The organism is Stenotrophomonas rhizophila, from assembly GCF_003751305.1.
Classification (GTDB): Bacteria; Pseudomonadota; Gammaproteobacteria; order Xanthomonadales; family Xanthomonadaceae; genus Stenotrophomonas; species Stenotrophomonas rhizophila_B.
In genome coordinates this window covers 624159-647848 of sequence record NZ_RJKV01000001.1, presented here as the reverse complement: position 1 = coordinate 647848, position 23690 = coordinate 624159, and the positions used below count along the sequence as shown (strand labels likewise).

The following is a 23690-nucleotide window of genomic DNA, read 5'->3' as shown; positions in this document are numbered from 1 at the left end:
GCGCCTCCTCCCAGGATACCCGCTCCATGCAGACCCTCGAATTTGAACTGGACCGCGACTACGTCGAGCTCAAGCAGCTGCTCAAGCTGGCCGACCTGGTCACCAGCGGCGGCGAGGCCAAGACCGTGATCGGCGACGGCCAGGTGCTGGTCGACGGCGAGGTGGAGCTGCGCAAAGCCTGCAAGATCCGCGCGGGCCAGCAGGTGCAGTTCGCCGATACGGTCATCCACGTGATCGCCGACAGCGACGCGCCCTGACCGCTCCGGCCGGCCTCAGCGCAGTGTATCGCGCTGGGTCAGATGGGCGGTGATCAGCTGGCGGAACGGGGCCACCCCGTGCGCCAGCCGCAGCCCGGCCCGGCGCAGCAGCCGCGCCGGCAGACGGTCATCGGTGTACAGCGAAGCGATCGCATTGGTCGCCTCATAAAGCGGGCGCGACGCCAGCCGATGGCCACGCTCGTAAGCGGCCAGCCCTGAGCGCGCGGCGATATCCCCCCCCTGCCCGGCGGCCGTGCGCAGAATGCCGGCCAATCGATGCTGGCTCTGCAACCCCAGGTTGAAGCCATGCGCAGTGACCGGATGCATGCCGACGGCGGCATCGCCGATCAACGCACTGCGATCGCCTGCAAACGCGTTGGCATACACCCCCACCAGGGGATAGGCCACCGGGGTGGCCACCGGCCGCATCGCGCCCAGCCGATGCTCGAAGAAGCCCGTGATGCTGCGGCCGAAGTCCGCCTCGTCCTGGGCCATCAAGGCCGCGATCTGACGCGGCGGCAGCGTGATGACGGCCGAGGCCTGGTCGCCATTGAGCGGCAGCAGGGCCATCGTGCGGCCATAACCGAACCACTCCCAGGCGGTGTGCTGGTGCGGCACCTCGATCTGCATGCGGCAGACCAGCATCGATTTGCCGAAGTCACGCAGCTGCGCGCCGATCCCCAGCAGGCGGCGGGTGGAGGAGAAGCGGCTGTCGGCAGCGACCACCAGCCGCGCGGCCAGCTGGCGACCATCGGCGAGGGTCACCACGCTGTGAGCCGGGCCCGGGTTCACGGCCGCGACGCTGGCCTGGTCCAGGATCTCCAGACCGGCCTGACCCTGCACGCTCTGCCAGGCGGCGCGGCGGATCAGATGGTTGGGCACCAGCCAGCCCAGGTCATCACCGGTGCGCTGGTGCGCGGCGAAGGTCAGCGCGAACGGCGAGCCGCCGTCCATCACCTTGGCATCGCGCAGCGGGGAAATCTCGGCCGGATCCAGCTGCGCCCACAGGCCCAGCGATTCCAGGATCTGGCGGGAGGCATGGGTCAGCGCGATCTCGCGGCCGTCGAACGCCGCCTCGGCCAGTGCCGCGCGCGGCTGCTGTTCGATCAGGGTGACGCTCAGGCCGGTATCGGCCAGCGCGCGTGCGAAGCACAGCCCGGTCGGGCCGGCACCCACCACCACCACATCCACTGACTGCATGATTCCATCCTGCCGTTGCGTGTCCGCTGCAGCTTAACGCTGCAGCGCCGGCACCGTCCTTGATCTGGATCAGGCGCGCCAGCGCAGGTTCACAGCAACGCCCACAGCAGCATGACGATGCCGAGCAGCGAGACCAGCCAGACCAGGCTGCGCACGTAAGGCACGCCGGCCGCGTACAGCGGCAGGTAGATCAACCGCGCCCAGAAGTACAGCTGCACGGCCACGGCGGTCATCCCATCCTGGCGCTGGGTCAGCACCACCGCCAGCACCGCGGCGGCGAAGAACGGAAAGGTCTCCATGAAGTTGCTCTGCGCCCGCTGCAGGCGCCCGGCCAGTGGACTCGGCGCCGGCATAGGCTGGTCACGTGCGGACGCATTCCAGCCCAGCCCTCGCTCACGGGTGATCAGCGTGGACGGCGCGAACACATGCACGATGCCCAGCAACATCGACCACACCAGCATCTGGATTTCGATACTCATCAGCGAAGACTCCGGCAATCAGGGGGTGGCGGCACGCACGCTGTAGCCAGCCAGTCGCCAGATGCGGTCTTCATCGAACCGGAAGGAGACCAGTTCGCGCACCGGCTGGGCACTGTTGGCAAAGCGCGTGGGGAAGCTGACGTTGATGTACAGGCCCTCGGGCACGGTCGCCCCGGCGGCGTACTTGACGCGGGTCACCACGGGCTGGCCGCGTGAGGCCAACGCACCGAGGCGCTGGCGATCAGCGGTGAGCTGGCTGACGAAGGCCTGCTCGGTCACCGATTTCTTCGCCACTGCGGAGGCGCCTTTCCAGGCCTCACCCGCGCGGTTGGCGTCGATCAAGTGGGCAATCTGCAGCGCTGCGGCAGTGATCTCCGCGTCCTGTTTCTGCACCTGGGCCTGCTGTGCCGGACTCAATGCGGGGCGTGCCGCGGGAGCGGCGACCGGTGTGGCAGCGGGCGCGGAGCGCGCCGGGGCCGGGGCCGGTGCAGGCGTGGCCGGCGGCGGAGGCGTCTGGGCCAGCGCGGCGAATGGCAGCAGAGCGGACAACAGCAGCAGCGGAACACGCATCAGGACACCGTTGGCTGAAAGGAACTGCGCTCCAGTCTACGGGAAGGGCGTGAGTCCTCCGTCAGTTGCGCTCGGCCGCCTCGACCGGTGCCGGACGGGCATCGCCCAGCGTCTGCTCCACGGCGTCCGGCTGACCGGGCGCGGTAGTAGCCGGCAGCAGCGTGGAGACATCGATCTCCGACAGCGGACTCTCGTCCGGACAGGTTTCATCCGGAAAACCGAAGCGCTGCTTCAGTGCCTGGCCACAGCTGTTGACGGCCTCCAGTTCACTGCCTTCGCGCTTGCACTCCTGATCGAAAGCGACCAGGAACGCGTCCTTGCGGCGGACGAACGCGTCGCCGCATTTGCGCATCTGCTTGATCCGTTCCAGGTCGTCCTGCACGGCATTGGTGCCATCCAGCCCGAACTGACGCAGCTCCTCGGCGGTGAGCAGGCGCAGGCTCCGGTTGGGCACCGTCATCATCAGATCGGCCACGCCCACCGCCACGCCGTTGCGCTGCAGATAATCCTTGACGTTGTCGTACACCTCGTGGAGTTCGCGGTTGAGCTCGGCGCGCGAGGTGGCCTTGGAGCTGATCCGCATCATGCGGTGGATGCCGACCTTGCCCGATACCAACCGGTTGTCGCCGGCAGCCAGCACGAAGACACAGGCGCTGTGGCAGACCGAGCCTTCGCGCACCCAGATCGTCCAGTTGGATTCGCCGATGCGATCCCCCGCCACGATGGCCGCTTCGACCTGGCCGCCGCTGGAATCCAGATCGAGGATGCGCCGGGAAATGCGCTGCGCATCGGCGACCACGGCCAGCCGCGCGACCAGCTCTGAGAAACCGGGATTGATCTTGCCCACGTAGCGCACGCGCAGCAGGCCACGTTCGGCGCAGGGCTGCAGCGCGGCATCGATACTGGCCCTGTCCAATGCCTCCAGCGGTGCGCCATCGCCCGCGTCGCCGGCATAGTCGGTATCGCAGCTGATCCACGCCTTGCCGTTTTCCAGGGCTGCTTCGGGCCAGTTCATATCACCGCGCTTGGGCGCGGGCGGCGGCGGTGGCGGCGCATCGGCGGCGTTGATCGAGACCATGTGGTCGCCATCGGCGGTCTGTGCCCGCACGGCCTTGTCGGCGGCAGTGACATTGCCCGGGTTTTCCAGCTGGCTGCAACCGGACAGACCCAGACACAACAACGGCAACCACCACGACTTGAGCAACATGGACAACCCGGAATCCTTGCGAGGGGGAATGCGCGGCAAAACCAGCGCAGATGCACAGTCTAGTGCGCGACCGGCGCGGCGCGGCAACCTGTCCTGAACCGGGCGACCCGGGGCTGGCATTGGCGTCCGAAAATGGCGAGCCAGGCCCGCTCACCGGGCATAGACTGGCCCCCATGGAGACCGCCCTGCCCCTGGACCACGCCGCCTGCGAAAGCGCCCGCCTTGCCCGCGATGCACGCTTTGACGGGGTGTTCTTCACTGCCGTGCGCAGTACCGGCATCTACTGCCGACCGGTCTGCCCGGCACCGGCGCCGAAGCCGTCCAACGTGACGTACTACCCCACCGCAGCCGCCGCCGCGGCCGCGGGCTTTCGTCCCTGCCTGCGCTGCCGCCCCGAACTGGCGCCCGAGGCGCAGGACGCGCTCAACAATGAAACCCTGCAGCGCGCGCTCGCCCTGATCCACGATGGCTATCTGCAGGACCAGCCGGTGGCCGATCTGGCCACGCACGTCGGCTTGAGCGCCCGCCAGCTGCAGCGCCTGTTCGTGGGCCGGCTCGGTGCGGCGCCGGCGCAGATCCACGCGACCCGTCGGCTGCTGCTGGCCAAGCAGTTGCTGACCGAAACCGCATTGCCGGTCACCGCTGTCGCGATGGCCTCCGGCTACAACAGTCTGCGCCGTTTCAATGCGGCCTTTCTGGACGGCTACGGCATGCCGCCGACCGCGATCCGCCGTCAGCGCGGCTCACTTACCGAGGGCGCGCTGACCCTGCGCCTGGGCTATCGGCCACCACTGGATTTCACCGCGATGCTCAGCTTCCTGCGTCGCCGCGCGATCCCCGGCATCGAGCAGATCGACACGGACAGCTACCAGCGCGTGATCGGGCCGCCCGAGCACCCCTCACTGCTGCGCGTGACCGCCGACCCGCGGCGCCCGGAGCTGCTGCTGCACCTGGGCCAGGTCGATCCGCGTGCAATTCCGGGGATCGTACGCCGGGTGCGCCGCATCTTCGATCTCGATGCCGACCTGCGCATGGTCCATGCGACGCTGGCGCAGGAACCACTGCTGGCGACGGGTATCGCACAACGCCCCGGGCTGCGCGTACCCGGCGGCTGGGATGGGTTTGAAGTGGCCGTGCGCGCCGTGCTCGGCCAACAGGTCAGCGTGGCGGCCGCCGCCACACTGGCGCGCCGGGTGGTGGATCGCTTCGGCGCCACTCTCGAAGGCATGCCGGCAGGACTGGACCGCCAGTTCCCCTCGCCGGAAGCGCTGGCACAGGCACCGCTGGAAACCATCGGGCTGCCGCGCACCCGCGCGGCCACCGTGCGTGCGGTTGCGCAGGCGGTGGTCGATGGCCGGCTCGATTTCCGTGCCGGCCAGTCGCTGGCCGGCTTCGTGGCGCGCTGCGTCGCCTTGCCCGGCATCGGCCCATGGACCGCGCATTACATGGCACTGCGTGCACTGGCGCTGCCCGATGCCTTTCCAGCCGGCGATCTGGTACTGCAGCAGGTGCTCGGTGGTGATACGCGACTGAGCGAACGCGCCACCGAGGCCCGCTCGCAGCCGTGGCGACCGTGGCGTGCGTACGCCGTTCTGCATCTGTGGCATCTGGCCACACCGTCTTCGGGAGTTGCCTCATGACCCTGCTCTACGACACCTTCGACAGCCCGATCGGCGCGCTCACCGTGGCCGGTGACAGCCAGGGCATCCACCACATCCTGTTCGAGAACAACCGTTACGACGCGAAGGGGCGCGAGCACTGGCAGCGCGATGCCCATGCGTTGCGCGGTGCACGCGGGCAACTGCTGGAGTACCTGCACGGTGAGCGCGTGCGCTTCGATCTCCCGCTTGCCCCACACGGCACGCCGTTCCAGCTGCGGGTGTGGAAGGCGCTGGCCGATATTCCGTTCGGCCAGACCTGGAGTTACGTGGCACTGGCGCGGCACATCGACCACCCCACCGCGAGCCGCGCGGTCGGTGCCGCCAACGGGCGCAATCCGCTGCCGATCGTGCTGCCCTGCCACCGCGTGATCGGCAGCAGTGGTGCACTCACCGGATTCGGCGGCGGACTGGAGACCAAGGCCGCCCTGCTGCAGCTGGAAGCAGGGCGCGATTCGCTGTTCGCGTAGTGCGGCATGCGCAGGACCCGTGCGGCGTCGCGCAGCGTATGCCGTCGGTTGTCTTCGACGCGTCACCGCCACGCACTATCATGTCGCGATGATTTCCGTCCGCCTTCCGCTGGCGCTTGCCGCCGCTCTCTCGCTGGCCGCCTGCGCCACCGCACCGTCTTCCCCGCCTGTCGCGTCGGCTGCGACCGTAGCCCGGAGCGTCCCGGCGCAGCAGCAGAAGCTGCTGCTGATCTCCATCGACGGCCTGCGGGCGGACATGCTCGACCGCGGCATCACCCCGAACATCCGCCGGCTCGTTGACGAGGGGGTGCGGGCGCAATGGATGACGCCCTCCTATCCCTCGCTGACATTTCCCAACCACTACACGATCGTGACCGGCCTGCGGCCGGACCACCACGGCATCATCCACAACAGCATGCAGGAAGACGCACTGGGCAGATTCCAGCTGCACGTGCGCGAATCGGTGGCCGATTCACGCTGGTGGGGCGGTGAGCCGGTCTGGGTGGGTGCGGAAAAGGCCGGCGTGCGCACGGCCGTGTGGTCCTGGCCGGGCAGTGAAGCGGCAATCCAGGGCATCCGCCCCAGCCAGAGGCATGGCTACGATGAGACCGTGACCCTGCCCGATCGCGTGGACCAGGTACTGGGCTGGCTGGACCAGCGCGGCCCGCAGGCGCCGCGACTGGTGACGCTGTACATGGAGCAGGTCGACAAGGCCGGCCACAATCACGGTCCGGAATCGCACGAGTACGCCGCCGCGGTGACACTGGCCGACGGCGCGGTCGGTCGTCTGCTGGACGGTCTGCAGGCACGTGGGCTGGCCGAGGCCACCAACGTGATCCTGGTCTCCGACCACGGCATGGCCGGCGTGCCGGACGGCCAGGTGGTGGCGACCGAAGACATGATCGACCCGGCCATTGCCCGGGAAATATCGGTCGGCCAGTCGATCGGGTTCGCCCCGTTGCCGGGCAAGCAGGCGCAGGCCGAGCAGATCCTGCTGGGCGCGCATGCCCAGTACGACTGCTGGACGCGCCAGACCCTGCCGGCACGCTGGACGTACGGCAGCAACCCGCGCATTCCACCGATCGTCTGCCAGATGCACGAAGGCTGGGATGCCCTGACCCGCGAGCGCATCGCCAAACGCGGGCCGGGCGATCGCGGCTCCCACGGGTATGACAATGCGCTGCCGTCCATGCGCGCGGTGTTCGTGGCACGTGGCCCGGCGTTCAGACAGGGGCAGACCGTTCCTGCGTTCGACAACGTGGATGTCTACCCGCTGCTGACCCGCCTGCTGGGGATTCCAACTGCGCCCAACGATGGCGACGCCGAGCGACTGCTGCCTGCGCTGCGCTGAGCGCGCAGCGGTTTCGGCCGGAACGCGGGCAAAAAAAACGCGGCGCAAGCGCCGCGTTTTTCATGACCCGCCTGGCTGGATCAGCCGGCCTTGGCCACCGCTTTCTTGGCAACGGCCTTCTTGGCCGGCGCCTTCGTCACGGTCTTCTTGGCAACCGGCGCAGCTGCGCCCACGGCCGCCTTGCTCACGACGTGCGAACGCGAATTGCCGTAGCTGGCATTGAAGCGCTTGCCCTTGGCGGTCTTGCGGTCACCCTTACCCATGTCGTAACTCCTTAGTCTGAATGCTGCGAAATCTGATTACCCCGTACTGACACGGGTTCGGCGGGGCCGCCCTCTCAGGCGCCCCCGCGCACGATCGGAAAGCCTACCATGCGCGCTCTCAATGAGCACAGCTGGCGTCATGGACGTGGCCGTGGTTCAGCCGCAGATTCACCAGATGGGCCACGCCGACCAGCACGCCGCCCAGGGTCATCACCACGGCATGCGGCACCGGGGAGTGGTGCAGCGGGCCGTACAGCAGGCCGGCCCACAACGCGGTCAGGCCCGGGATCAGGAAGCCCAGCGCGCGCAGCGCGCCATGCCGGCGCCAGCCCCAGACCAGGCTGAACAGGCCCAGCAGGGTGACGAAGCTCACCAGGGCCAGCTCCACCCCGTCGCCCATCCAGACCGACAGCCCCAGCGACGGCGCAGCGGCCAGCAGCACCGGGAGTACAGCGCAGTGCACGGCGCACAGCAATGAGCCGGTGGCACCGAAACGATCGATCAGATGGCGGAGGCGAGGGAACAAGGGCATGACTTCCAGCAGGGTCGGCGAAGCGTTATGGAATAATATAACATCAATCCTGACGCGCACCCTTGCCTCCCCCTGACTTCCCTTCCCCCGTCCCGTTACGGGATTCGCGCGCCCCACCATTGATATATTGTAACAATTGACCGAAGGCCCTTGCCCTATGCGCTCCAGCTCCCTCCTGCTCACACCCCACGCCCTGTCCCTGGCACTTGCCGCCGCGATGCTGCCCTCGCTGGCCATGGCGGCGGACGCCCCCGGCAGCCACCGCGATGGTCACCTGACCGAACTGTCCACCGTGAAGGTCACCGCCTCGCCGCTGCAGGGCGATGCCGAATCGCTGGCGCGCCCGGTGGATGTGCTGGCCGGTGAACGCCTGGACGAGCAGAAGGCCGGCACCCTCGGCGACACCGTGGCCAAGCTGCCCGGCGTGCAGAGCACCTTCTTCGGCCCCGGCGTCGGCCGCCCGATCATCCGCGGCCAGGAAGGCCCGCGTGTGGCAGTACTGTCCAACGGCATGGGCAACATGGATGCCTCCACCGTCAGCGCCGACCATGCCACCAGCATCGAGCCGTTCCTGGCCGATCAGATCGAGGTCCTGAAGGGCCCCGCCACCCTGCTGTTCGGCAGCGGCGCGATCGGCGGCGCGGTGAACGTGGTCGACGGCCGCATCGCCCGCGAACTGCCGGACCGTCCGCTCAGCGGCCGCGCCGAACTGCGCGGCAATTCGGTCAACGACGAGCGCAGCGGCATGTTCCGCCTGGACGGTGTCAGCGGCAACGTCGTGCTGCATGTCGACGGTCTGGTCCGCAACGGCGATGACTACCGCATTCCCGGCTACGCGGTGATCGATGGCCTGGAAGATCACAGCGGCCACGACCATGAGGAAGGCGACACCGACGAACCGCGCCGCGGCCGTCTGGACAACAGTTCCGTCCGTACCCGCGCCGGCGGCGTCGGCGCCACCTGGCTGGGCGATGACGGCTACTTCGGTGTATCCGCCAGCACCTACCGCACCAAATACGGCATTCCCAACGGCGCGCACGTGCATGCCGACGACGACCATGATCATGACCACGATCACGACCATGGCGACGAAGAAGAGGGAGACGAGCATGACGTCCGCATCGACATGGTGCAGAACCGCTTCGAAGCCAAGGGCGGCATCTACCAGCCGACCTCGTTCCTGAAGAACATCAGCCTGCGTACCGCCTACACCGACTACGAGCACACCGAACTGGAAGCCGGCACGCCGGCCACGCGCTTCACCAACCGTGGCATCGAAGGCCGCCTGGAAGCCGTGCAGGAACAGATCGGTGGCTGGGACGGCGCCTTCGGGCTGCAGTTCGGCAACAGCGACTTCGGCGCCAAGGGCGAAGAAGCCTTCGTGCCGGATACCGCGACGAAGAACATCGGCCTGTTCGTGCTGCAGGAAAAGCAGTTCGGCCCGTTCAAGCTGGAACTCGGCGGCCGCCATGACCAGGTCAAGCTGGACCCGACCGGTGATTACCGCGCCCGCAGGTTCGACGCCACCAATCTTTCCGCCGCGGGCATCTGGACACTCAACGACGCCGTCGACCTGCGCTTCGGCATCGACAGTTCCGAGCGCGCCCCGACCAACGAAGAGCTCTACGCCGCGGGCGCGCACATTGCCACCCGCTCGCTGGAAATCGGTGATGCGAACCTGAAGACCGAACGCGGCCAGCGCGTCGAACTGGGCATCCACACCCACAGCGACCGCGTCGACTTCTCCGCCTCGATCTACCAGACCAGGTTCAAGGACTTCATCTACCTGGCCGACACCGGCGTGGTCGAATCGCTGCCGGTCCGCCTGTGGACCCAGCAGGACGCCACGTTCAAGGGGGCTGAAGCCGAAGCACTGTTGCATCTCTTCGAAGGCAACGCTGGCGATTGGGACCTGCGCGTGTTCGGTGATTACGTCAAAGCCGAACTGGATGGCAGCGGCAGCCGCAGCGTCGACATCGCCGTCCCGCACGGTGATCACAACCACAACTACACCGTGGATCTGGCCAACACCGGCTACCTCCCGCGCATCGCCCCGGGCCGTGTCGGCGCGGACCTGCGCTGGTCCAAGGATGGCTGGCGCGCCTCGGTCGGTGCCGTGCGCTACAGCAGCCAGAAGGACGTCGCCCAGAACGAGGCGCCGAGCAACGGCTACACCCTGGTCGACGCCCACTTCGCCTATCGCTGGGACCGGACCGACAGCAACAGCTACGAAGTCTTCCTGGACGGCAGCAACCTGACCAACCGCGAGGTCCGCCCGCACACCTCCCTGCTGCGCGACTACTCCCCGCTGCCGGGCCGCGGCGTGGCATTCGGGATCCGCGCGTACTTCTGATCGATTCACTGGGTGGTTGCTTGACCCGAGGGGGCCGAAAGGCCCCCTTTTTTTGTGCTTGACCAACTACGTGCATATGCACGTATCATCCAGCCACCCACCCCGGCACACGCCCATGGACCCGCTGACCCAGAGCCCCTGCACCTGCTTCCGCCTGCGTCGCGCGGCACGCCGGCTTTCGCAGATCTATGACACCCACCTCGCCCCCGCCGGGCTCAGCCTCAACGCTTACTCCATCCTGCGTCGCGCCCCCGCACCGCGGCAGCTGGGCGAGCTTGCAGAGGCGCTCGGCATGGACCGCACCACGCTCACCCGCAACCTCAAACCGCTGCTCGCCGCCGGCTGGCTTGAACAACGCCGCGGTGATGACGCCCGGCAACGCCTGATCGTCATCACCCCTGCCGGCGAGGCCTGCCTGCGCCGCGCACGCCCACTCTGGCAACGCGCGCAACATGAGGTAGAAACTACTTTCGGCCCCACCCCGACCGCCCGGCTCAACGCCCTGCTCGACCAACTCGACCACGCCCTGCCTGCCGGAGCCGACGCATGAGCACTTCCACCACCGCTGCCCGCGCCCCCACCATGCACTGGGGCCTGCTGGTCGCCGCCTCCGCCATCCTCATGGTCACGATGGGCGTGCGCCAGACCTCCGGCCTCTACGTCGACCCCATCCACCGCGGCACCGGCGTGAGCATCGTCGAGATCAGCTTTGCGCTGGCCATCGGCCAATTCGTCTGGGGCGCGGTGCAACCCGTGTTCGGGGCCGTCGCCGATCAGCGCGGCGCGTTGCCCGTGCTTATCTTCGGTGCCCTGCTGCTGGCCGCCGGGCTGCTGCTCGCACCGCTGCTGACCAGCCCGCTCGGCATGACGTTCACCCTCGGTCTGCTGATGGCCGCCGGTGCCGGTGCCGGCAGTTTCTCCGTGCTGATCGGCGCGACCGCCCACCGCCTGCCGGCCGAAAAGCGCTCATTCGCGGCCGGCCTCATCAACGCGGGCGGCTCGCTGGGCCAGTTCGTGTTCGCGCCACTGGTCCAATGGATCATCGGCACCGCCGGCTGGGCCCGCGCCATGATCACGATGGCCGTCATCACCCTGCTCTCGGTGCCCTTGGCCTGGCCACTGCGACGTCGTGCCGGCGACCATGCGCCTGTCGCGGGCGCCACCGATGACGGCGGTCTGCCCGCACAGCTGCGCATCGCCGCACGCGATCGCAGCTACTGGTACCTGCACCTGGGCTTCTTCACCTGTGGCCTGCACATCGCCTTCCTGGTCACCCACCTCCCCGGCGAAATCGCGCTGTGCGGGCTCTCGCCCACCGTCGCCTCGTCCTCCATCGCCCTCATCGGTCTGTTCAACGTCGCCGGCAGCCTGATCGTCGGCGCGCTCGGTCAGCGCTACCGCATGAAGTACCTGCTGTTCTGGATGTACGCCAGCCGGGCCGTGATGATCGGCGTCTACCTCGTTGCGCCGCCCACCCCGCTCACCTTCTACGTGTTCTCCGCCGCGCTCGGCTTCACCTGGCTGGCGACCGTTCCGCCCACCGCCGGCCTGGTCGGCAAGCTGTTCGGCCCCCGCTACCTCGGCACCCTGTTCGGCCTGACCCTGCTCTCGCACCAGCTGGGCGGCTTTTTCGGCGCCTGGCTCGGCGGTCTCGCCTTGGCGCACACCGGCAACTACCTGTGGATGTGGTACGCCGACATGGGCCTGGCCATCCTTGCCGCACTGATCAATCTGCCGATCCGTGAAGCCCGCATGGGCGGCTGTCACGGCGTGCCCGCCCCGCGCTGAGCTCACCTGCCGTCCACATTGCCAAGCGCGCGCCAACCAAGGCGCGCGGTAAGCGACAGATCCCCTTCCGCCCCGGACAGTTCTGTCCGATGATGGCGCATGCCTACCCAACGTGCCGACGCAGCCGCCCGCCGCGCCCAGATTCTCGATGCTGCCGATGCCGTCTTCGGCCAGCACGGTGTGACCGCTCCGCTGGACCTGGTGGTCGAGCGTGCCCAGGTCGGGCGCGCCACCCTCTACCGCAACTTCCCCGACCGCACTGCACTGGTCGAGGCCCTGCTCCAGCGCACCGTCAACCGCATCGCGCGGCAGGTGCAGACCCTCGGCGACCGCGACGACGCGCTGTTCGAGGTGCTGGAAGGGATGGCCAACCGCATCGTCCAGTCGCCGGCGCTGTCGGACTACTGGCGCGCGGTCGATCCGGATCAGATCCCGATCCGGGCCGCGCGCGAAACCATCTTCGAACTGCTGCGCGAACCGATCGCCCGCGCGATCGCCGCCGGCCTGTGCCGCCCCGATCTGGAAACGACGGACATTTCACTGATCTCAGGCATGCTGGGAGCCGCGCTGCGTGGCAAAACGCGTGACGAACGCGCCCGGTTGGCCACGCGCGCCCTGCAATTGCTGCGTGGCGGATTGCGGGGGCCTGCCGACGGGGAGGGATGATGCCGCAGTACCTCAAGCCGGTTCCGGACTGGGAGGAGCACGAAAAACCGACCCTGCCGGGCTCGGCGTCGATGCCGTGGCATCCGCCGCACCGCCGCCTTGCATATGCACTGGTGGCGCTGCTGGTCGGTATCACCGGCGGCCTGGGCAATGCCCTGGTCAGTGCCAACCTGCCGTTCCTGCAGGGCCAGCTCGGGCTCACCCCGGCGCAGGGCAGCTGGCTGGTGGCCGCGTATGCCATGGTCAACGTCACCGCCAACCTGCTCGCCTTCAAGTTCCGCCAGCAATACGGCATCCGCCTGTTCGCCGAGATCGGCCTGGGCCTGTATGCCGCACTGGCGGTGCTGCATCTGTTCGTCGGCACCTTTGAAACGACCGTGCTGATGCGCGCGGCCAGCGGCTTCGCCGGCGCAGCCTGCACCACCCTGGGCACGCTGTACATGCTGCAGTCGTTGCCGCGCAAGTACACCGGCAACCTGCTGGTGATCGGCGTGGGCATCTCACAGCTTGCGGTACCGATCGCGTGGCTGGTCTCGCCCGGGCTGGTGGACACCGGCCAGTGGCACAACCTGTACCTGTTCGAAGCCGGGCTGGCGCTGTGTGCGTTCGCTGCAGTGGTGGTGCTCAAGCTGCCGCCGGGTGCGCAGATCAAGGCGTTCGAACCGATGGATTTCCTCACCTTCGCGCTGCTCGCCCCAGCCGTCGGCCTGCTGGTCGTCGTCCTCGCGCAGGGCTACACCCGCTGGTGGCTGGATACGCCGTGGCTGGGCTGGGCACTGGTCGCCTCGATCGCGCTGTCCACCACCGCCTTCATCATCGAGCACTACCGCCGCAACCCGTTGCTGCAGACGCGCTGGCTGGCCAGCCTGCCGGTGATCCACTTCATCATCGGTGCGTTCCTGATCCGCTTCCTGACCACCGAGCAGTCCTATGGCGTGGTCGGCCTGATGCGCACGCTCGGGATGGGCCCGGACCAGATGCGCCCGTTGTTCGCGGTGATCCTGGCCGGCGTCATCACCGGCATCGCTGCCAGCTCGCTGACCTTCGGGCCGAAACGGCTCATTCCGCAGCTGCTGATGGCCATCCTGCTGCTGGGCAGCGCGGCCCTGCTCGACCAGAGCCGCACCAGCCTGGATCGCCCGCACGATTTCTTTGCCAGCCAGTTCCTGGCGTCCGTCGGCGCCGGCATGTTCATGGGGCCGCTGATCATGCTCGGCATCACCCAGGCCTTGAAGCAGGGCGTGGACCACATGATCACCTTCCTGGTCACGCTCTCCATCACCCAGACCCTGGGCGGGCTGGCTGGCTCGGCCGTGCTGGGCACCTATCAACTGCACCGCGAGCAGGTGTATTCCGGGGCGCTGGTCAGCCAGCTGGATCCCGCGGACACCGTGGTCGCCCAACGCCTGAAACAGCAACAGCAGCTCTACGCCAGGCTGATCACCGACCCGGTGCAGCGCAGCGCGCAGGGCACCGCGCAACTGGCGCAGATCACCCGTCGCGAAGCCAACGTGCGCGCGTTCAATGACGTGTTCGCGCTCAGCGGCCGCGTCGCGCTGGTCTTCCTTGGCTGGTTGCTGCTGCTGGCGGTGCGCACCGCCGTGCTCAAGCAGTGGCGCAAGCGCCACGCGCCGACACCTCCCCTTTCCGCGCCGACGCCTGGCAGCGTCGCGCCCCGATGAGCCCGCCCATGTCGACCCAACCCCCGCACGACGATACCGCCCCGGAAAACGTCAACCCACCGCCGCCGACCGACGCCGCGCCCGCCTCTGCGCCGGCACCGGCCGCTGCACCGTCTGGCGCACCCAAGTACCTCAAGCCGAGCCTGCGTGCCGTGATCATCATGATCGTGATCGCCCTGATCGGCATCGCGCTGATCCTGCGCGCGTGGTCCCTGTGGCCGTTCGAGACGTCCCGGGTGACCACCGACAACGCCTACGTGCGCGGCCAGATCACCGTGCTCGCCCCGCAGGTCAACGGCTATGTCACCGAGGTGCTGGTCAAGGACTTCCAGCACGTCAAACAAGGCGAACCGCTGCTGCGCATCGACGACCGCATTTACCGCGAGAAAGTCGTCCAGGCCGAAGCCGACCTGGACAGCGCCAAGGCTGCGCTGGCCAACTCCGACCAATCCCAGGCGCAGAACCGCGCGCAGATCCAGGCCGCGCAGGCCAACCTGTCTGCTGGCCAGGCCGAGCTCTCGCGCTCGCGTACCGAACTCAAGCGCTACGAAGAACTCGCCGACCAGCAACTTGTCGCCCTCAACGACCGCGACAAGTTCCGCACCACCACGCAATCGGCGCAGGCCAGCGTGCTGCAGTCGCAGGCCCAGATACGCATCGCCGAGGAAACCCTGACCTCCACCCAGGTCGCCCGCAAAGGCCTGGAAGCCCGCGTCGAGACCGCCCAGGCCCAGCTGGAACTGGCGAAGATCGACCTCGCCAACACAGTGATCCAGGCGCCGCGCGACGGTCAGGTCAGCGAAGCCTCGGTGCGCCTGGGCCAATACGTCACCGCCGGTTCGCAGCTGCTGTTCCTCGTGCCCGACACCTTGTGGGTGGTCGCCAACTTCAAGGAAGGCCAGACCTGGAAGATGCGCATCGGGCAACCGGCCACCTTCTCCGTGGATGCCTTCGATGGCCAGAAGCTGCACGGCCACATCGAACAGATCGCCCCAGCGACCGGATCCGAATTCAGTGTCCTGCGTCCGGACAACGCCAGTGGCAACTTCACCAAGGTCGTCCAGCGCCTGCCGATCCGCATCGCCATCGATCCCGATCAGCCGCTGGCACCGCGTCTGCGCCCGGGCATGTCGGTGATCGTCAAGGTGGATACCGCCGCCGAAGGGCACGAGCCGACCGATGCGAAGCCGTAACGCGCCCGCGCGCAGAACGCCAACGCCTTTCCCCACCCCAGTCCGAAACCGTCGGGAAGCGAGTTGGGCAGCCTGGAACGGGACCGTTGGAGCGGCATGGATGCCGCTCACGAGCCCCCAAGGATGGGTTTACGGCGCGTCCCGCTCCAGGTTGCCCCGCTCGCTTCCGCAGCGGGAAACAGAGTGGCTGCTTTCGCAGCAGAAACGAAAAAAAGCCGCGCAGATGCGCGGCTTTTCAACATCAACAGCGTACCGACCAACGGTCGGTACCTACCCCGCACAGCGCGCGCACAGGCCATGCACTTCCAGGGTCTGCGCCTGTGGCTGGAAACCGAGTTCCTTCGCCCGCTTCTCCAGCTGGCTGACAATCTCCTTGTCTTCCAGCTCCACCGCGCTATGGCAGCTGTTGCAGATCAGGAACGGCACCGAATGCTGCGCACTGCTCGGATGGTGGCACGCCACGAACGCATTCACCGATTCCAGCTTGTGCACGAAGCCGTTGGCCATCAGGAAATCCAACGCGCGGTATACCGTCGGCGGAGCGTCGGCACCGACGCCCTTGCCGTTGCGCACCCACTCCAGCAACTCATACGCCTTGACCGGCTTGCCGGCCTCGGCGATCAGGCGCAGTACGTTCGCGCGGATCGGCGTCAGCCGCAGCCCGCGTTCCGAGCACACGCGTTCGACCACCTTCACGAAGTCGGAGGCGTCGTGAACGTGATGGTGCGGAGCGGTACAAGCGGTCTTTGCGGACATGCGCGGTCTCCTGTGGTCAGGCCGTCGGTACTTTAGTGAGTGCGACCTCGATGCGTTTCAAGGCCTCTTCACGCCCGGCCAGGAACACGGTCTGCGAGATGTCCGGGCTGACCTGGGTGCCGGTGATGGCCACGCGCAGCGGCTGCGCCACCTTGCCCATGCCGATCTCCAGCGCCGTGGCCACGTCGTGCAGTGCCGCCGAGACGCTCTCCACCGTCCATTCCCCGGCCGCGCCCAACAGCTCGCGGGCCTTGCCCAGCGCCAGTTCCGCGCCCGGCTTGAAGTGCTTGGCCACCGCGGCTTCGTCGTACTCGGTCAACGGCTGGTACCAGACCACCGCCTTCTCGGCCATTTCCTTCAGCGTCTGCACACGATCGCGCAGCGCCACCACCACGTCCGCCGGCGCAGGACCGGCGTTCAGATCCAGGCCCAGCTTGTTCAGCTGGTAGACCAGATGCGGGGCGATGTCGGCCGGCGCTTCAGTCTTCAGGAAGTGCTGGTTGACCCAGCCCAGCTTGGCCATGTCCAGGCGCGCGGCCTTGGAGTTGCAGTGGGTCACATCAAACAGATCGATCAGCTCCTGGCGGCTGAACAGCTCCTGGTCGCCATGCGACCAGCCCAGGCGGGCCAGATAGCTCAGCAGCGCGTCGGGCAGGTAGCCGGCGTCCTTGTACTGCATCACGTCGGCCGCGCCGGTGCGCTTGGACAGCTTGGCGCCCTGCTCGTCCAGGATCATCGGCATATGGCCGAACTTCGGCACGGGGGCGCCGATGCCCTCGTACAGATTGATCTGGCGCGGGGTGTTGTTGATGTGGTCGTCGCCGCGGATGACCTCGCTGATGCGCATGTCCCAATCGTCCACCACCACCGCGAAGTTGTAGGTGGGGAAACCATCCGGGCGGAAGATCACCATGTCATCCAGCTCGCTGTTGGCGATCTCGATGCGGCCCTTGATCAGGTCGTCGAACACGACCGTGCCCTCGAGCGGATTCTTGAAACGGATCACGCGGTTCGGATCGTCCTTGTACGGCAGGCCCAGGTCACGCGCGGCGCCGTTGTAACGCGGCTTTTCCTGCTTGGCCATGGCGGCCTCGCGCATCGCGTCCAGTTCTTCCCTGGTCTCGTAGGCGTAGTACGCCTTGCCCTGCGCGACCAGCTGCTCGGCCACTTCCAGGTAACGGGCCACGCGCTGGGTCTGGTAGATCGGGCCTTCGTCATAGCCCAGGCCCAGCCACTCCATCGCCTCCAGGATCGCGTCGATCGCGCCCTGGGTGCTGCGCTCACGGTCGGTGTCTTCGATGCGCAGCACGAATTCGCCGCCACGGTGACGGGCCTCCAGCCAGCAGTACAGCGCCGTGCGGGCGCCACCAATGTGCAGGTAGCCGGTGGGACTGGGGGCAAAACGGGTGCGGCAGGTCATGGAGGGCTCAGGGCGGGAAACGGAATCCCGGCAATTTTACCTGTCCGGGCCGGACCCTGCCTAAATCGGAGAATCCCTACAGTCTGCTGCGCGTGGACATGGTCTGATGGCGGGATTGTCCGCTTTTCATCCATCGACCATGACAACTGCCCGCGTTGAGCCGCCGTCACTGCGCCATGCCGCTACCCGCGCCGCCACCGCCCTGATCCTGCTCGCCGCACTGGGCGCGTGTTCTGCACCGGGCACCGACGGCGCGGCGGCTGCTTCGGTGGCCACAAACCCACCCGCCCAGCAGGCGCTACCGGCGGACGTGGGGCCCAGCGCATCCGCGCTGCCGCCCGGCACGCCCCCTTCGCGCACGCTCGCTGGCAGGCAGACGCCAGCCGTCCACGCCTCGGCGGTCGCCGGCGACACGGAACGGGCGCTTGGCCTGGCCGATGGCCTGTCTTCGGATGCGCTGCGGCAGTTGCTCAATGACGGCCCGCGCTTCGACCAGGCCATGGCGGCGCTGGACCTCGCCTACGCCGCCGATGGGGACGCGCAGGACGTCCGCAGCAGCTATCAGCACGCCTTGCAGCAACGGCTGGGCACCGGCCCGGACGCGCCGCGGCTGAGCCGCCTGCACTGCGGCATTTCCCATTGTCTGGGCGAGGTCACCGGCACGCTGGAGAATCCGTCCGTGCTGTTCGGGGCACCCCGTGATGCGGTAGGCCGCCAGTTGCCGGTCAACGAAGCGATGGTGCGCAGCATTCTCTCCGCAGACGGCGGGCCCACAGGCTACCGCCTCGCCTTCTCGCTCGATCCCACGCCCCGCACCGGGCCCTCGCCGGCCCGGTAAACCGCCCTCAGGGCGTCAGCAACGGCTTGCGCGGCAGCTTTTCCTCACGCATGGCCGCGTTGTAGACGAACGAGGCCACGATCGCGGCGGCCTGCTTCAGGTCTTCCGGCTCGGCGTGGTCCCACGTATCCAGGTTGCTGTGGTGGACGTTGGTGAAGTAATCCAGCCGATCCTGGATGAACTGGAATCCGGGCAGGCCGACGCGATCGAACGCGATGTGGTCGGTGCTGCCGGTGTTGCGCGTGGCCACGGTGGTGGCGCCCACATCGTGGAACGGGGCCAGCCACGCTTCGAAGATCGGCACCGCGGCCAGGTTCTCCTGCGCGTAGATGCCGCGGAAGCGGCCCGAGCCGTTGTCCATGTTGAAGTACGCCGAGAACTTGTCGTAATCGCGCTGGCGCTGCAGGGCGCCGGTGGGTTCACGCATCGAGGCCGGCAACTTGAGCTGCGCCGGGTCGGTCGGCTCGGGGTAGCGCGCGAAGTGCTTGGACACATAGTCCTGGGAGCCGATCAGCCCCTGCTCCTCGCCACTCCACAGCGCCACGCGGATGGTGCGCTTGGGCTTGGCACCCACCGCCTTGAGGATGCGCATGGCTTCCATCATCACCGCCACGCCGGCCGCGTTGTCGGCCGCGCCGGTGCCGGTATGCCAGGAATCCATGTGCGCGCCAAGCATCACGATCTCATCAGCCTTGCCGCTGCCGCGGATCTCGGCCAGCGTGTTGTAGCCGGGCTGGTCCTGCGTATCGGTGAAACGGGCCTCGACATTCACGCGCAGCTTGACCGCCTGCTTCTGGTCGACCGCCCGCACCAGCTGGTTGTAGTGCTCGGCCATCATCGCCAGCTCGGGCACGCCGACCGGTTCACCGGCCTTGCGCGAGCCACCGCCACCGACACGGATGATGCCGTTGTCCCAGCCGCTGATGCTGATCGTGGCCAGCACGCCCTGCTCGGCGAAGAAGGCGTTGGTGGCGCGGGTCAGTTCCTGTTTCTCCAGGTATTCCTTGGCCTTCTTGGCACGGTCGGCCTTGGCATCGGCAACGTCCTTGGGCACCGCGAACACCTGCAGCTCGGCCAGGCCGGCGTCATCGTGGCGGTGCGAATCGGACTTGGTGGCCCGTTCGTAATCGCGCGCATCGTTGAGCAGCAGGATCCTGCCGGCGATCTTGCCCTTGTACTGATCCAGATCGGCGAGCTTCTTGATCTCGACCTTGATCACCTCACCCTCGACCGGGCCATGGGTACCCGGCGTCCAGGCCTTCGGCAGCGCATACAGCGGCGCCACGCGCGGGCTGAGCAGTTCCACGCTGGCGTTGCTGAACTCCCAGCCGCGACCGAACGCATCGAAGGCCTCGTCATGCACGTTGACCAGGCCCCACTCGTTGAACTTGCTGCGGGTCCAGGTGTTGGCCTCGCCCATCGCGGGCGAATTGGTCAGGCGCGGGCCGATCTGCTCGGTCAGATGGCTGAAGGTCGCCATCACCTGCGACCGGTGGAAGGCTTCCTGGCGGATCCGGCTGACCATGTCCAGGTCCACCGTTTCTCTCGTCTGTGCATCGGCGACGCCGCTCAATACCAATGCAACGCTCAACATGCCCCACTTGAACACGATTACCCCCGCCTTTCGGACAGACCACGAACAATCCCCGAGTCTATCGAGGGTGGCCCGCGCGCCCCCGGGCCAAGAGTCATGGTCATTCCATCCAGCCGTACCAGAGCTGGCCACGGGAAGGCAGTACCAGCAGCCAGCGGCTGCGGTCCTCCGAGGCGCTGGCGTAGACCGGCGCATGCACGGGCCAGTCCAGCGGCAGCCCGCCGATACCGATCTCGCGCAGGGCCTGGGCGCCTTCGCGCCACGGCCGATACGCGCCACACCATCGCGGCAGTGGCAGGCGCCCCCGCGCCTGCCGTGCCTGTTCCAGAAAGCGCAGGCCATGCGCCGTGATCGCGTCACACGTGACCGGCGCCAAGCCGAAGCGGACCAGCCCCGGGGCGGCCTGCACGCCCGGTAGCGCGCTCAACGGTGAAGGCCATCCCGACACCTCGCCGTCCAGCAGCGAGGCCACCTCCAGCCGGGCGGGCAACGCCCGACGCACACGTTCATGCAGACAACGACGCCAGCTCATGGTCGCTCCTTACTTCAGGCTTGCGCCGAGTTCGTACCAATCGACCCGGCGGGTCACCCACATCACCGCGGCCAGCACGCCGAACAGCAGCAGCGAGCCCATCAGCAGCGCGTTGTTCTCCGAGATCAGCAGCCCATACAGCGCGCCGTACAGGGCGCTGAGCATCAGCGCGAAGCCCAGGCCACGTTTCGAGCTCTTCAATACGCCGGACAGATACACGGTCTGGATGCCGATACAGGCAAGCGCCGAGAGTGCATACGCCTGCCAGAACGCGATGTGCTCGGAGAGGCTGAGCAGCAACAGGAAGAAGATCGCCAGCGCCAGGCCGACCATCAGGTACTGCAGCGGGTGGATGCGCAGCTGCTTGATCAGTTCGAACAGGATGAAGCCGACGAAGGTGAGCAGGATGAAGAGGATGCCGTACTTGCTGGCGCGGTCGGCCTGGGTATACACATCGACCGGATTCACCAGCTCCACGCTCACCGCTTCAGCGTCGATGTCCGGGCGGTTGCGCAGCTGGTGCTGGGCACGCGAGGCCAGCGAGGACACCGCCCACTGGGCGTCGAAGCCCTGCGCGTCCACCTTGCGCTCGTTGGGCAGGAAGCTGCCACCGAACAGCGGATGCGGCCACGGCGAGCGCAGCGCGATGCGGCTGTCATCGCCCACCGGCACCACCGACAGCGACCGGGTGCCATCCAGCACCAGCTCCAGCTCGACCTTGCTGCCCTTGAGCACACCACCCCGTTCATCCGCCAGGCCCGGCAAGCCGACATGCAGGCCCGTGCCGATGCCACTGACGCCGCCGGCATCGGGCAACAGCGTCACGGCGTTGCCATCCACGCGCAGGTTCGGCGAACCGACCAGGCCACGCACATCGGCGATGCCCACGGTCAGGAAGGGCGTGCCATACACGCGGCCTGCTTTCACCGGGTAGTCGTCATCGGCGAACGCGGCACTGATCGTGGCCTTCCAGCTATAGACCGGCACGCGGAACAGGCCGACCCGGCGCTCGTCCGGCTGCATCACACCGTCCACCGTGAGCGTGGCTGGCATCTGCAGCCACTGGCCCTGCTCGACCTGCTTTTCCTTCTTCTTGGTACCGGCCGCATCCACCACCTCGACCTCGCGCGTCTCGGTCCACGGCACCACGCGGATCGGGCCGGTCAGAATCTGCGCGCCGGCGCGGCTCTGCGCGACGCGCTGGTAGGCCTCGTCGCGGTACGCCTCACGCTCGCGGATCACGCCCTTGATCAGGCTCAGCGGAATCAGCAGCAACAGGATCAGCCCGCCGACAATGGCGAACCGCAACAGCATCTTCAGGGATTTCATGACCCGTCCTCGGTTGGGAGGGGGCCAGCTTCCCGCGCGCCGGTGTGCGGGGTTTGTGCCGAGTTTGAAGTCTGTGTGAAGTGCGGCAGCAATCAGCGCCGCGGCGGTACCGAGGGCAGGCGCGACGGCAGCCACAACACCGCCTGTGCACCGCCGTCATCGCGGTTGCGCAGGCTGACACGGCCGCCGTGCAGGCGGGCGACTTCCTGCACGAACGACAGGCCGAGGCCGGAGCTGCGCTGGCCGGTGCCCGGTCGCGCCAGGGAATAGAAACGCTCGAACACGCGATCAAGCGCGTAGTCCGGCACGCCACTGCCGCGGTCGGCCACGGTCAGTGCGATGCCCTCGCCTTCCGCACCGGCACCGAGCGTGATGGTGCTGCCGGCCGGTGAGAAGGCCACGGCATTCTCCAGCAGATTGTTGAGTGCCTGGCGCAGCAGATAGCCGTCGCCCTGCACGCTCTCGGCCTGCGCCTCCACCGCGATCGTGACCCCGGCGGCCTGCGCACGCACCGCCACTGCGTCGGCGGCGGACTGCAGCAACACCGCCAGTGCAAGCCGCTCGTGCTTCTGCAACCAGCCGTACTGTTCCACCTCGGCCAGCGCCAGCAGCTTGTCGATGGTTTCGGTGAGGCGCTGCGCCTGGCCTTCGATGCTGCGCGCGAAGTGCGCCCGATCCGCGTCCGGCAGCGGTTCCTGCAGCAGCTCGGCCGCGCCGCGGATCGCGGCCAGCGGGCTCTTCATTTCATGCGTCAGCGACTGCACGTACTGCTCGACGTAGGCCTTGCCTTCCAGCTTGCGACGCATGGTTTCCAGCGCTTGGCCCAGATCGCCGATCTCATCGCGACGCGGCTTCGGCGGCGGCACCGGCTCACCGGCGCTGACCGCCTTGGCATAGCGGTTGAGACGGTTCACGCCGTGCATCAGCCACGCGGTCATCAGCAGCCCGATCAGCGCCGACAGACCGATCAGCCAGGCACCGCGCTTCATGATGGCGCGCTGGCTGGCCGCGATGAACGGATCGATGCTGCGGTTGGGCTGGGCCAGGCTGAGCACACCGATCAAGCGGCGTCCGTCGGCCGGATCGAAGATCGGCGCGGCCACGTGCATCACCGAGTGGGTGTCGTCGCCGGGCGTCTCCGGGCTGGAGCGCGCGCCGTATTCGCCACGCAGGGTGCGGTACACATCGTTCCAGCGTGAGTTGTCGCGCCCCACATCACGGCCGGTCGAGTCGTACACCACGATGCCCTTGGCATCGGTGATGGTGACCTGGTAATCCAGCGTGCGCTTGGGAAAACGCCACACCATCGCCTTCGGGTCGCGGCGCTTGGCGCGCGCCAGATCGGCGACGAAGCGGCCGTCGCGGATGTGCCCGGCCTTGAGATCGGCCGCGGCCATTTCCGCCAGCACGTTGGCTGCATCGACCAACGTGGACTCCATCGCCTGGCGCACGCCGGGCTTCACTTCGTTGACGAAAATGCGCATCACGAAGAACGCGGCGATACCCACGATCAGGAAGAAGCCCAGGAACAGTTTCAGGCCCAGCCGCATGC

23 protein-coding genes are annotated in these 23690 nt (G+C 67.7%); 11 read left to right on the top strand and 12 right to left on the bottom strand.

What is annotated here, in order from left to right; all coding sequences use genetic code 11:
* The first annotated feature begins 26 nt into the window (after nucleotides 1–26).
* Nucleotides 27–257 (top strand): RNA-binding S4 domain-containing protein, encoded by a 231-nt coding sequence (locus EDF74_RS03015; protein WP_019184435.1) that lies wholly within the window; start codon nucleotides 27–29, stop codon nucleotides 255–257.
* A gap of 15 nt (nucleotides 258–272) precedes the next feature.
* Here EDF74_RS03015 and ubiM read toward each other — a convergent pair whose 3' ends face one another.
* From ubiM to EDF74_RS02995, 4 genes are all read right to left on the bottom strand, one after another.
* The gene (gene ubiM / locus EDF74_RS03010; RefSeq protein WP_123728731.1) at nucleotides 273–1457 is read right to left on the bottom strand and encodes a 5-demethoxyubiquinol-8 5-hydroxylase UbiM; all 1185 of its coding nucleotides are present in this window, start codon (nucleotides 1455–1457) and stop codon (nucleotides 273–275) included.
* Between the two features lie 89 nt (nucleotides 1458–1546).
* The gene (locus EDF74_RS03005) at nucleotides 1547–1936 is read right to left on the bottom strand and encodes an MAPEG family protein (RefSeq protein WP_123728730.1); all 390 of its coding nucleotides are present in this window, start codon (nucleotides 1934–1936) and stop codon (nucleotides 1547–1549) included.
* A gap of 18 nt (nucleotides 1937–1954) precedes the next feature.
* A complete protein-coding gene (locus tag EDF74_RS03000; RefSeq protein WP_123728729.1) occupies nucleotides 1955–2506 on the bottom strand; it encodes a DUF4019 domain-containing protein in 552 nt (183 codons plus the stop codon).
* Nucleotides 2507–2567: 61 nt separating this feature from the next.
* Nucleotides 2568–3710 carry a hypothetical protein gene (locus EDF74_RS02995; RefSeq protein WP_260232219.1) on the bottom strand — a complete coding sequence of 381 codons (1143 nt, stop codon included), beginning with the start codon at nucleotides 3708–3710 and terminating at the stop codon, nucleotides 2568–2570.
* A 176-nt stretch (nucleotides 3711–3886) separates the two neighbouring features.
* On the opposite strand from EDF74_RS02995, the gene EDF74_RS02990 reads away from it, so the two are divergent.
* The 3 genes from EDF74_RS02990 to EDF74_RS02980 all read left to right on the top strand — a co-directional run bounded on the left by EDF74_RS02990 (nucleotide 3887) and on the right by EDF74_RS02980 (nucleotide 7192).
* Nucleotides 3887–5353, top strand: coding sequence for a DNA-3-methyladenine glycosylase 2 (locus EDF74_RS02990; RefSeq protein WP_123728727.1), 1467 nt, complete (start codon nucleotides 3887–3889; stop codon nucleotides 5351–5353).
* Nucleotides 5350–5841, top strand: coding sequence for a methylated-DNA--[protein]-cysteine S-methyltransferase (locus tag EDF74_RS02985; protein ID WP_123728726.1), 492 nt, complete (start codon nucleotides 5350–5352; stop codon nucleotides 5839–5841). Before EDF74_RS02990 ends, EDF74_RS02985 begins: the two co-directional genes overlap by 4 nt.
* An 88-nt stretch (nucleotides 5842–5929) precedes the next feature.
* Entirely contained in the window at nucleotides 5930–7192 is a 1263-nt protein-coding gene (locus EDF74_RS02980; RefSeq protein ID WP_123728725.1) for an ectonucleotide pyrophosphatase/phosphodiesterase, read from the top strand.
* 80 nt (nucleotides 7193–7272) lie between these two features.
* On the opposite strand, the gene EDF74_RS02975 is transcribed toward EDF74_RS02980, so the two are convergent.
* Together EDF74_RS02975 and EDF74_RS02970 are read right to left on the bottom strand one after the other, a co-directional pair.
* On the bottom strand, nucleotides 7273–7455 hold the full coding sequence (locus EDF74_RS02975; protein WP_019184443.1) for a 30S ribosomal protein THX: 183 nt from the start codon (nucleotides 7453–7455) through the stop codon (nucleotides 7273–7275).
* 118 nt (nucleotides 7456–7573) lie between these two features.
* Nucleotides 7574–7987, bottom strand: a complete 414-nt coding sequence (locus EDF74_RS02970; RefSeq protein WP_123728724.1) for a MerC domain-containing protein — start codon at nucleotides 7985–7987, stop codon at nucleotides 7574–7576.
* A 157-nt stretch (nucleotides 7988–8144) separates the two neighbouring features.
* Here EDF74_RS02970 and EDF74_RS02965 point away from each other — a divergent pair, with 157 nt between their 5' ends.
* From EDF74_RS02965 to EDF74_RS02940, 6 genes are all read left to right on the top strand, one after another.
* Nucleotides 8145–10340 (top strand): TonB-dependent receptor, encoded by a 2196-nt coding sequence (locus tag EDF74_RS02965; RefSeq protein ID WP_123728723.1) that lies wholly within the window; start codon nucleotides 8145–8147, stop codon nucleotides 10338–10340.
* Between the two features lie 115 nt (nucleotides 10341–10455).
* Nucleotides 10456–10890, top strand: coding sequence for a MarR family winged helix-turn-helix transcriptional regulator (locus EDF74_RS02960; protein ID WP_123728722.1), 435 nt, complete (start codon nucleotides 10456–10458; stop codon nucleotides 10888–10890).
* Nucleotides 10887–12128, top strand: coding sequence for an MFS transporter (locus EDF74_RS02955; protein ID WP_123728721.1), 1242 nt, complete (start codon nucleotides 10887–10889; stop codon nucleotides 12126–12128). Before EDF74_RS02960 ends, EDF74_RS02955 begins: the two co-directional genes overlap by 4 nt.
* Nucleotides 12129–12227: 99 nt before the next feature.
* On the top strand, nucleotides 12228–12794 hold the full coding sequence (locus tag EDF74_RS02950; RefSeq protein ID WP_088435138.1) for a TetR/AcrR family transcriptional regulator: 567 nt from the start codon (nucleotides 12228–12230) through the stop codon (nucleotides 12792–12794).
* Entirely contained in the window at nucleotides 12791–14476 is a 1686-nt protein-coding gene (locus EDF74_RS02945) for an MFS transporter (RefSeq protein WP_123728720.1), read from the top strand. Before EDF74_RS02950 ends, EDF74_RS02945 begins: the two co-directional genes overlap by 4 nt.
* A gap of 8 nt (nucleotides 14477–14484) precedes the next feature.
* Nucleotides 14485–15669 (top strand): HlyD family secretion protein, encoded by a 1185-nt coding sequence (locus EDF74_RS02940; protein ID WP_123728719.1) that lies wholly within the window; start codon nucleotides 14485–14487, stop codon nucleotides 15667–15669.
* A gap of 270 nt (nucleotides 15670–15939) precedes the next feature.
* On the opposite strand, the gene EDF74_RS02935 is transcribed toward EDF74_RS02940, so the two are convergent.
* Nucleotides 15940–16425: a Fur family transcriptional regulator gene (locus EDF74_RS02935; RefSeq protein WP_019184450.1), complete on the bottom strand. Its 486-nt coding sequence runs from the start codon at nucleotides 16423–16425 to the stop codon at nucleotides 15940–15942.
* Nucleotides 16426–16441: 16 nt separating this feature from the next.
* Nucleotides 16442–17845 (bottom strand): glutamate--tRNA ligase, encoded by a 1404-nt coding sequence (gene gltX, locus EDF74_RS02930; RefSeq protein WP_123728718.1) that lies wholly within the window; start codon nucleotides 17843–17845, stop codon nucleotides 16442–16444.
* Nucleotides 17846–17951: 106 nt separating this feature from the next.
* Between gltX and EDF74_RS02925 the strand changes: the two genes are divergently transcribed.
* A complete protein-coding gene (locus tag EDF74_RS02925; protein ID WP_148045906.1) occupies nucleotides 17952–18683 on the top strand; it encodes a hypothetical protein in 732 nt (243 codons plus the stop codon).
* 7 nt (nucleotides 18684–18690) lie between these two features.
* On the opposite strand, the gene EDF74_RS02920 is transcribed toward EDF74_RS02925, so the two are convergent.
* The 4 genes from EDF74_RS02920 to creC all read right to left on the bottom strand — a co-directional run bounded on the left by EDF74_RS02920 (nucleotide 18691) and on the right by creC (nucleotide 23688).
* Complete coding sequence (locus tag EDF74_RS02920) at nucleotides 18691–20277, bottom strand: M28 family metallopeptidase (RefSeq protein WP_123729695.1); 1587 nt, start codon at nucleotides 20275–20277, stop codon at nucleotides 18691–18693.
* A gap of 100 nt (nucleotides 20278–20377) precedes the next feature.
* Complete coding sequence (locus EDF74_RS02915) at nucleotides 20378–20809, bottom strand: hypothetical protein (protein WP_123728716.1); 432 nt, start codon at nucleotides 20807–20809, stop codon at nucleotides 20378–20380.
* 9 nt (nucleotides 20810–20818) lie between these two features.
* Nucleotides 20819–22138, bottom strand: coding sequence for a cell envelope integrity protein CreD (creD, locus tag EDF74_RS02910; RefSeq protein ID WP_123728715.1), 1320 nt, complete (start codon nucleotides 22136–22138; stop codon nucleotides 20819–20821).
* A gap of 92 nt (nucleotides 22139–22230) precedes the next feature.
* Nucleotides 22231–23688 (bottom strand): two-component system sensor histidine kinase CreC, encoded by a 1458-nt coding sequence (gene creC, locus EDF74_RS02905; protein WP_123728714.1) that lies wholly within the window; start codon nucleotides 23686–23688, stop codon nucleotides 22231–22233.
* Between the last annotated feature and the right edge of the window lie 2 nt (nucleotides 23689–23690).

Bases quoted from the DNA above. Each gene is read 5' to 3' on its own strand.
- EDF74_RS02950 (WP_088435138.1), top strand. From the start codon at position 12,228: ATGCCTACCCAACGTGCCGACGCAGCCGCCCGCCGCGCCCAGATTCTC.
- EDF74_RS02915 (WP_123728716.1), bottom strand. From the start codon at position 20,809: ATGAGCTGGCGTCGTTGTCTGCATGAACGTGTGCGTCGGGCGTTGCCC.
- EDF74_RS02970 (WP_123728724.1), bottom strand. From the start codon at position 7,987: ATGCCCTTGTTCCCTCGCCTCCGCCATCTGATCGATCGTTTCGGTGCC.
- EDF74_RS03000 (WP_123728729.1), bottom strand. From the start codon at position 2,506: ATGCGTGTTCCGCTGCTGCTGTTGTCCGCTCTGCTGCCATTCGCCGCG.
- EDF74_RS02975 (WP_019184443.1), bottom strand. From the start codon at position 7,455: ATGGGTAAGGGTGACCGCAAGACCGCCAAGGGCAAGCGCTTCAATGCC.
- EDF74_RS02940 (WP_123728719.1), top strand. From the start codon at position 14,485: ATGTCGACCCAACCCCCGCACGACGATACCGCCCCGGAAAACGTCAAC.
- EDF74_RS02945 (WP_123728720.1), top strand. From the start codon at position 12,791: ATGATGCCGCAGTACCTCAAGCCGGTTCCGGACTGGGAGGAGCACGAA.
- EDF74_RS03015 (WP_019184435.1), top strand. From the start codon at position 27: ATGCAGACCCTCGAATTTGAACTGGACCGCGACTACGTCGAGCTCAAG.
- EDF74_RS02965 (WP_123728723.1), top strand. From the start codon at position 8,145: ATGCGCTCCAGCTCCCTCCTGCTCACACCCCACGCCCTGTCCCTGGCA.
- creC (WP_123728714.1), bottom strand. From the start codon at position 23,688: ATGCGGCTGGGCCTGAAACTGTTCCTGGGCTTCTTCCTGATCGTGGGT.
- EDF74_RS03005 (WP_123728730.1), bottom strand. From the start codon at position 1,936: ATGAGTATCGAAATCCAGATGCTGGTGTGGTCGATGTTGCTGGGCATC.
- EDF74_RS02990 (WP_123728727.1), top strand. From the start codon at position 3,887: ATGGAGACCGCCCTGCCCCTGGACCACGCCGCCTGCGAAAGCGCCCGC.
- ubiM (WP_123728731.1), bottom strand. From the start codon at position 1,457: ATGCAGTCAGTGGATGTGGTGGTGGTGGGTGCCGGCCCGACCGGGCTG.
- EDF74_RS02985 (WP_123728726.1), top strand. From the start codon at position 5,350: ATGACCCTGCTCTACGACACCTTCGACAGCCCGATCGGCGCGCTCACC.
- EDF74_RS02980 (WP_123728725.1), top strand. From the start codon at position 5,930: ATGATTTCCGTCCGCCTTCCGCTGGCGCTTGCCGCCGCTCTCTCGCTG.
- EDF74_RS02935 (WP_019184450.1), bottom strand. From the start codon at position 16,425: ATGTCCGCAAAGACCGCTTGTACCGCTCCGCACCATCACGTTCACGAC.
- EDF74_RS02955 (WP_123728721.1), top strand. From the start codon at position 10,887: ATGAGCACTTCCACCACCGCTGCCCGCGCCCCCACCATGCACTGGGGC.
- gltX (WP_123728718.1), bottom strand. From the start codon at position 17,845: ATGACCTGCCGCACCCGTTTTGCCCCCAGTCCCACCGGCTACCTGCAC.
- EDF74_RS02920 (WP_123729695.1), bottom strand. From the start codon at position 20,277: ATGTTGAGCGTTGCATTGGTATTGAGCGGCGTCGCCGATGCACAGACG.
- creD (WP_123728715.1), bottom strand. From the start codon at position 22,138: ATGAAATCCCTGAAGATGCTGTTGCGGTTCGCCATTGTCGGCGGGCTG.
- EDF74_RS02925 (WP_148045906.1), top strand. From the start codon at position 17,952: ATGGCGGGATTGTCCGCTTTTCATCCATCGACCATGACAACTGCCCGC.
- EDF74_RS02960 (WP_123728722.1), top strand. From the start codon at position 10,456: ATGGACCCGCTGACCCAGAGCCCCTGCACCTGCTTCCGCCTGCGTCGC.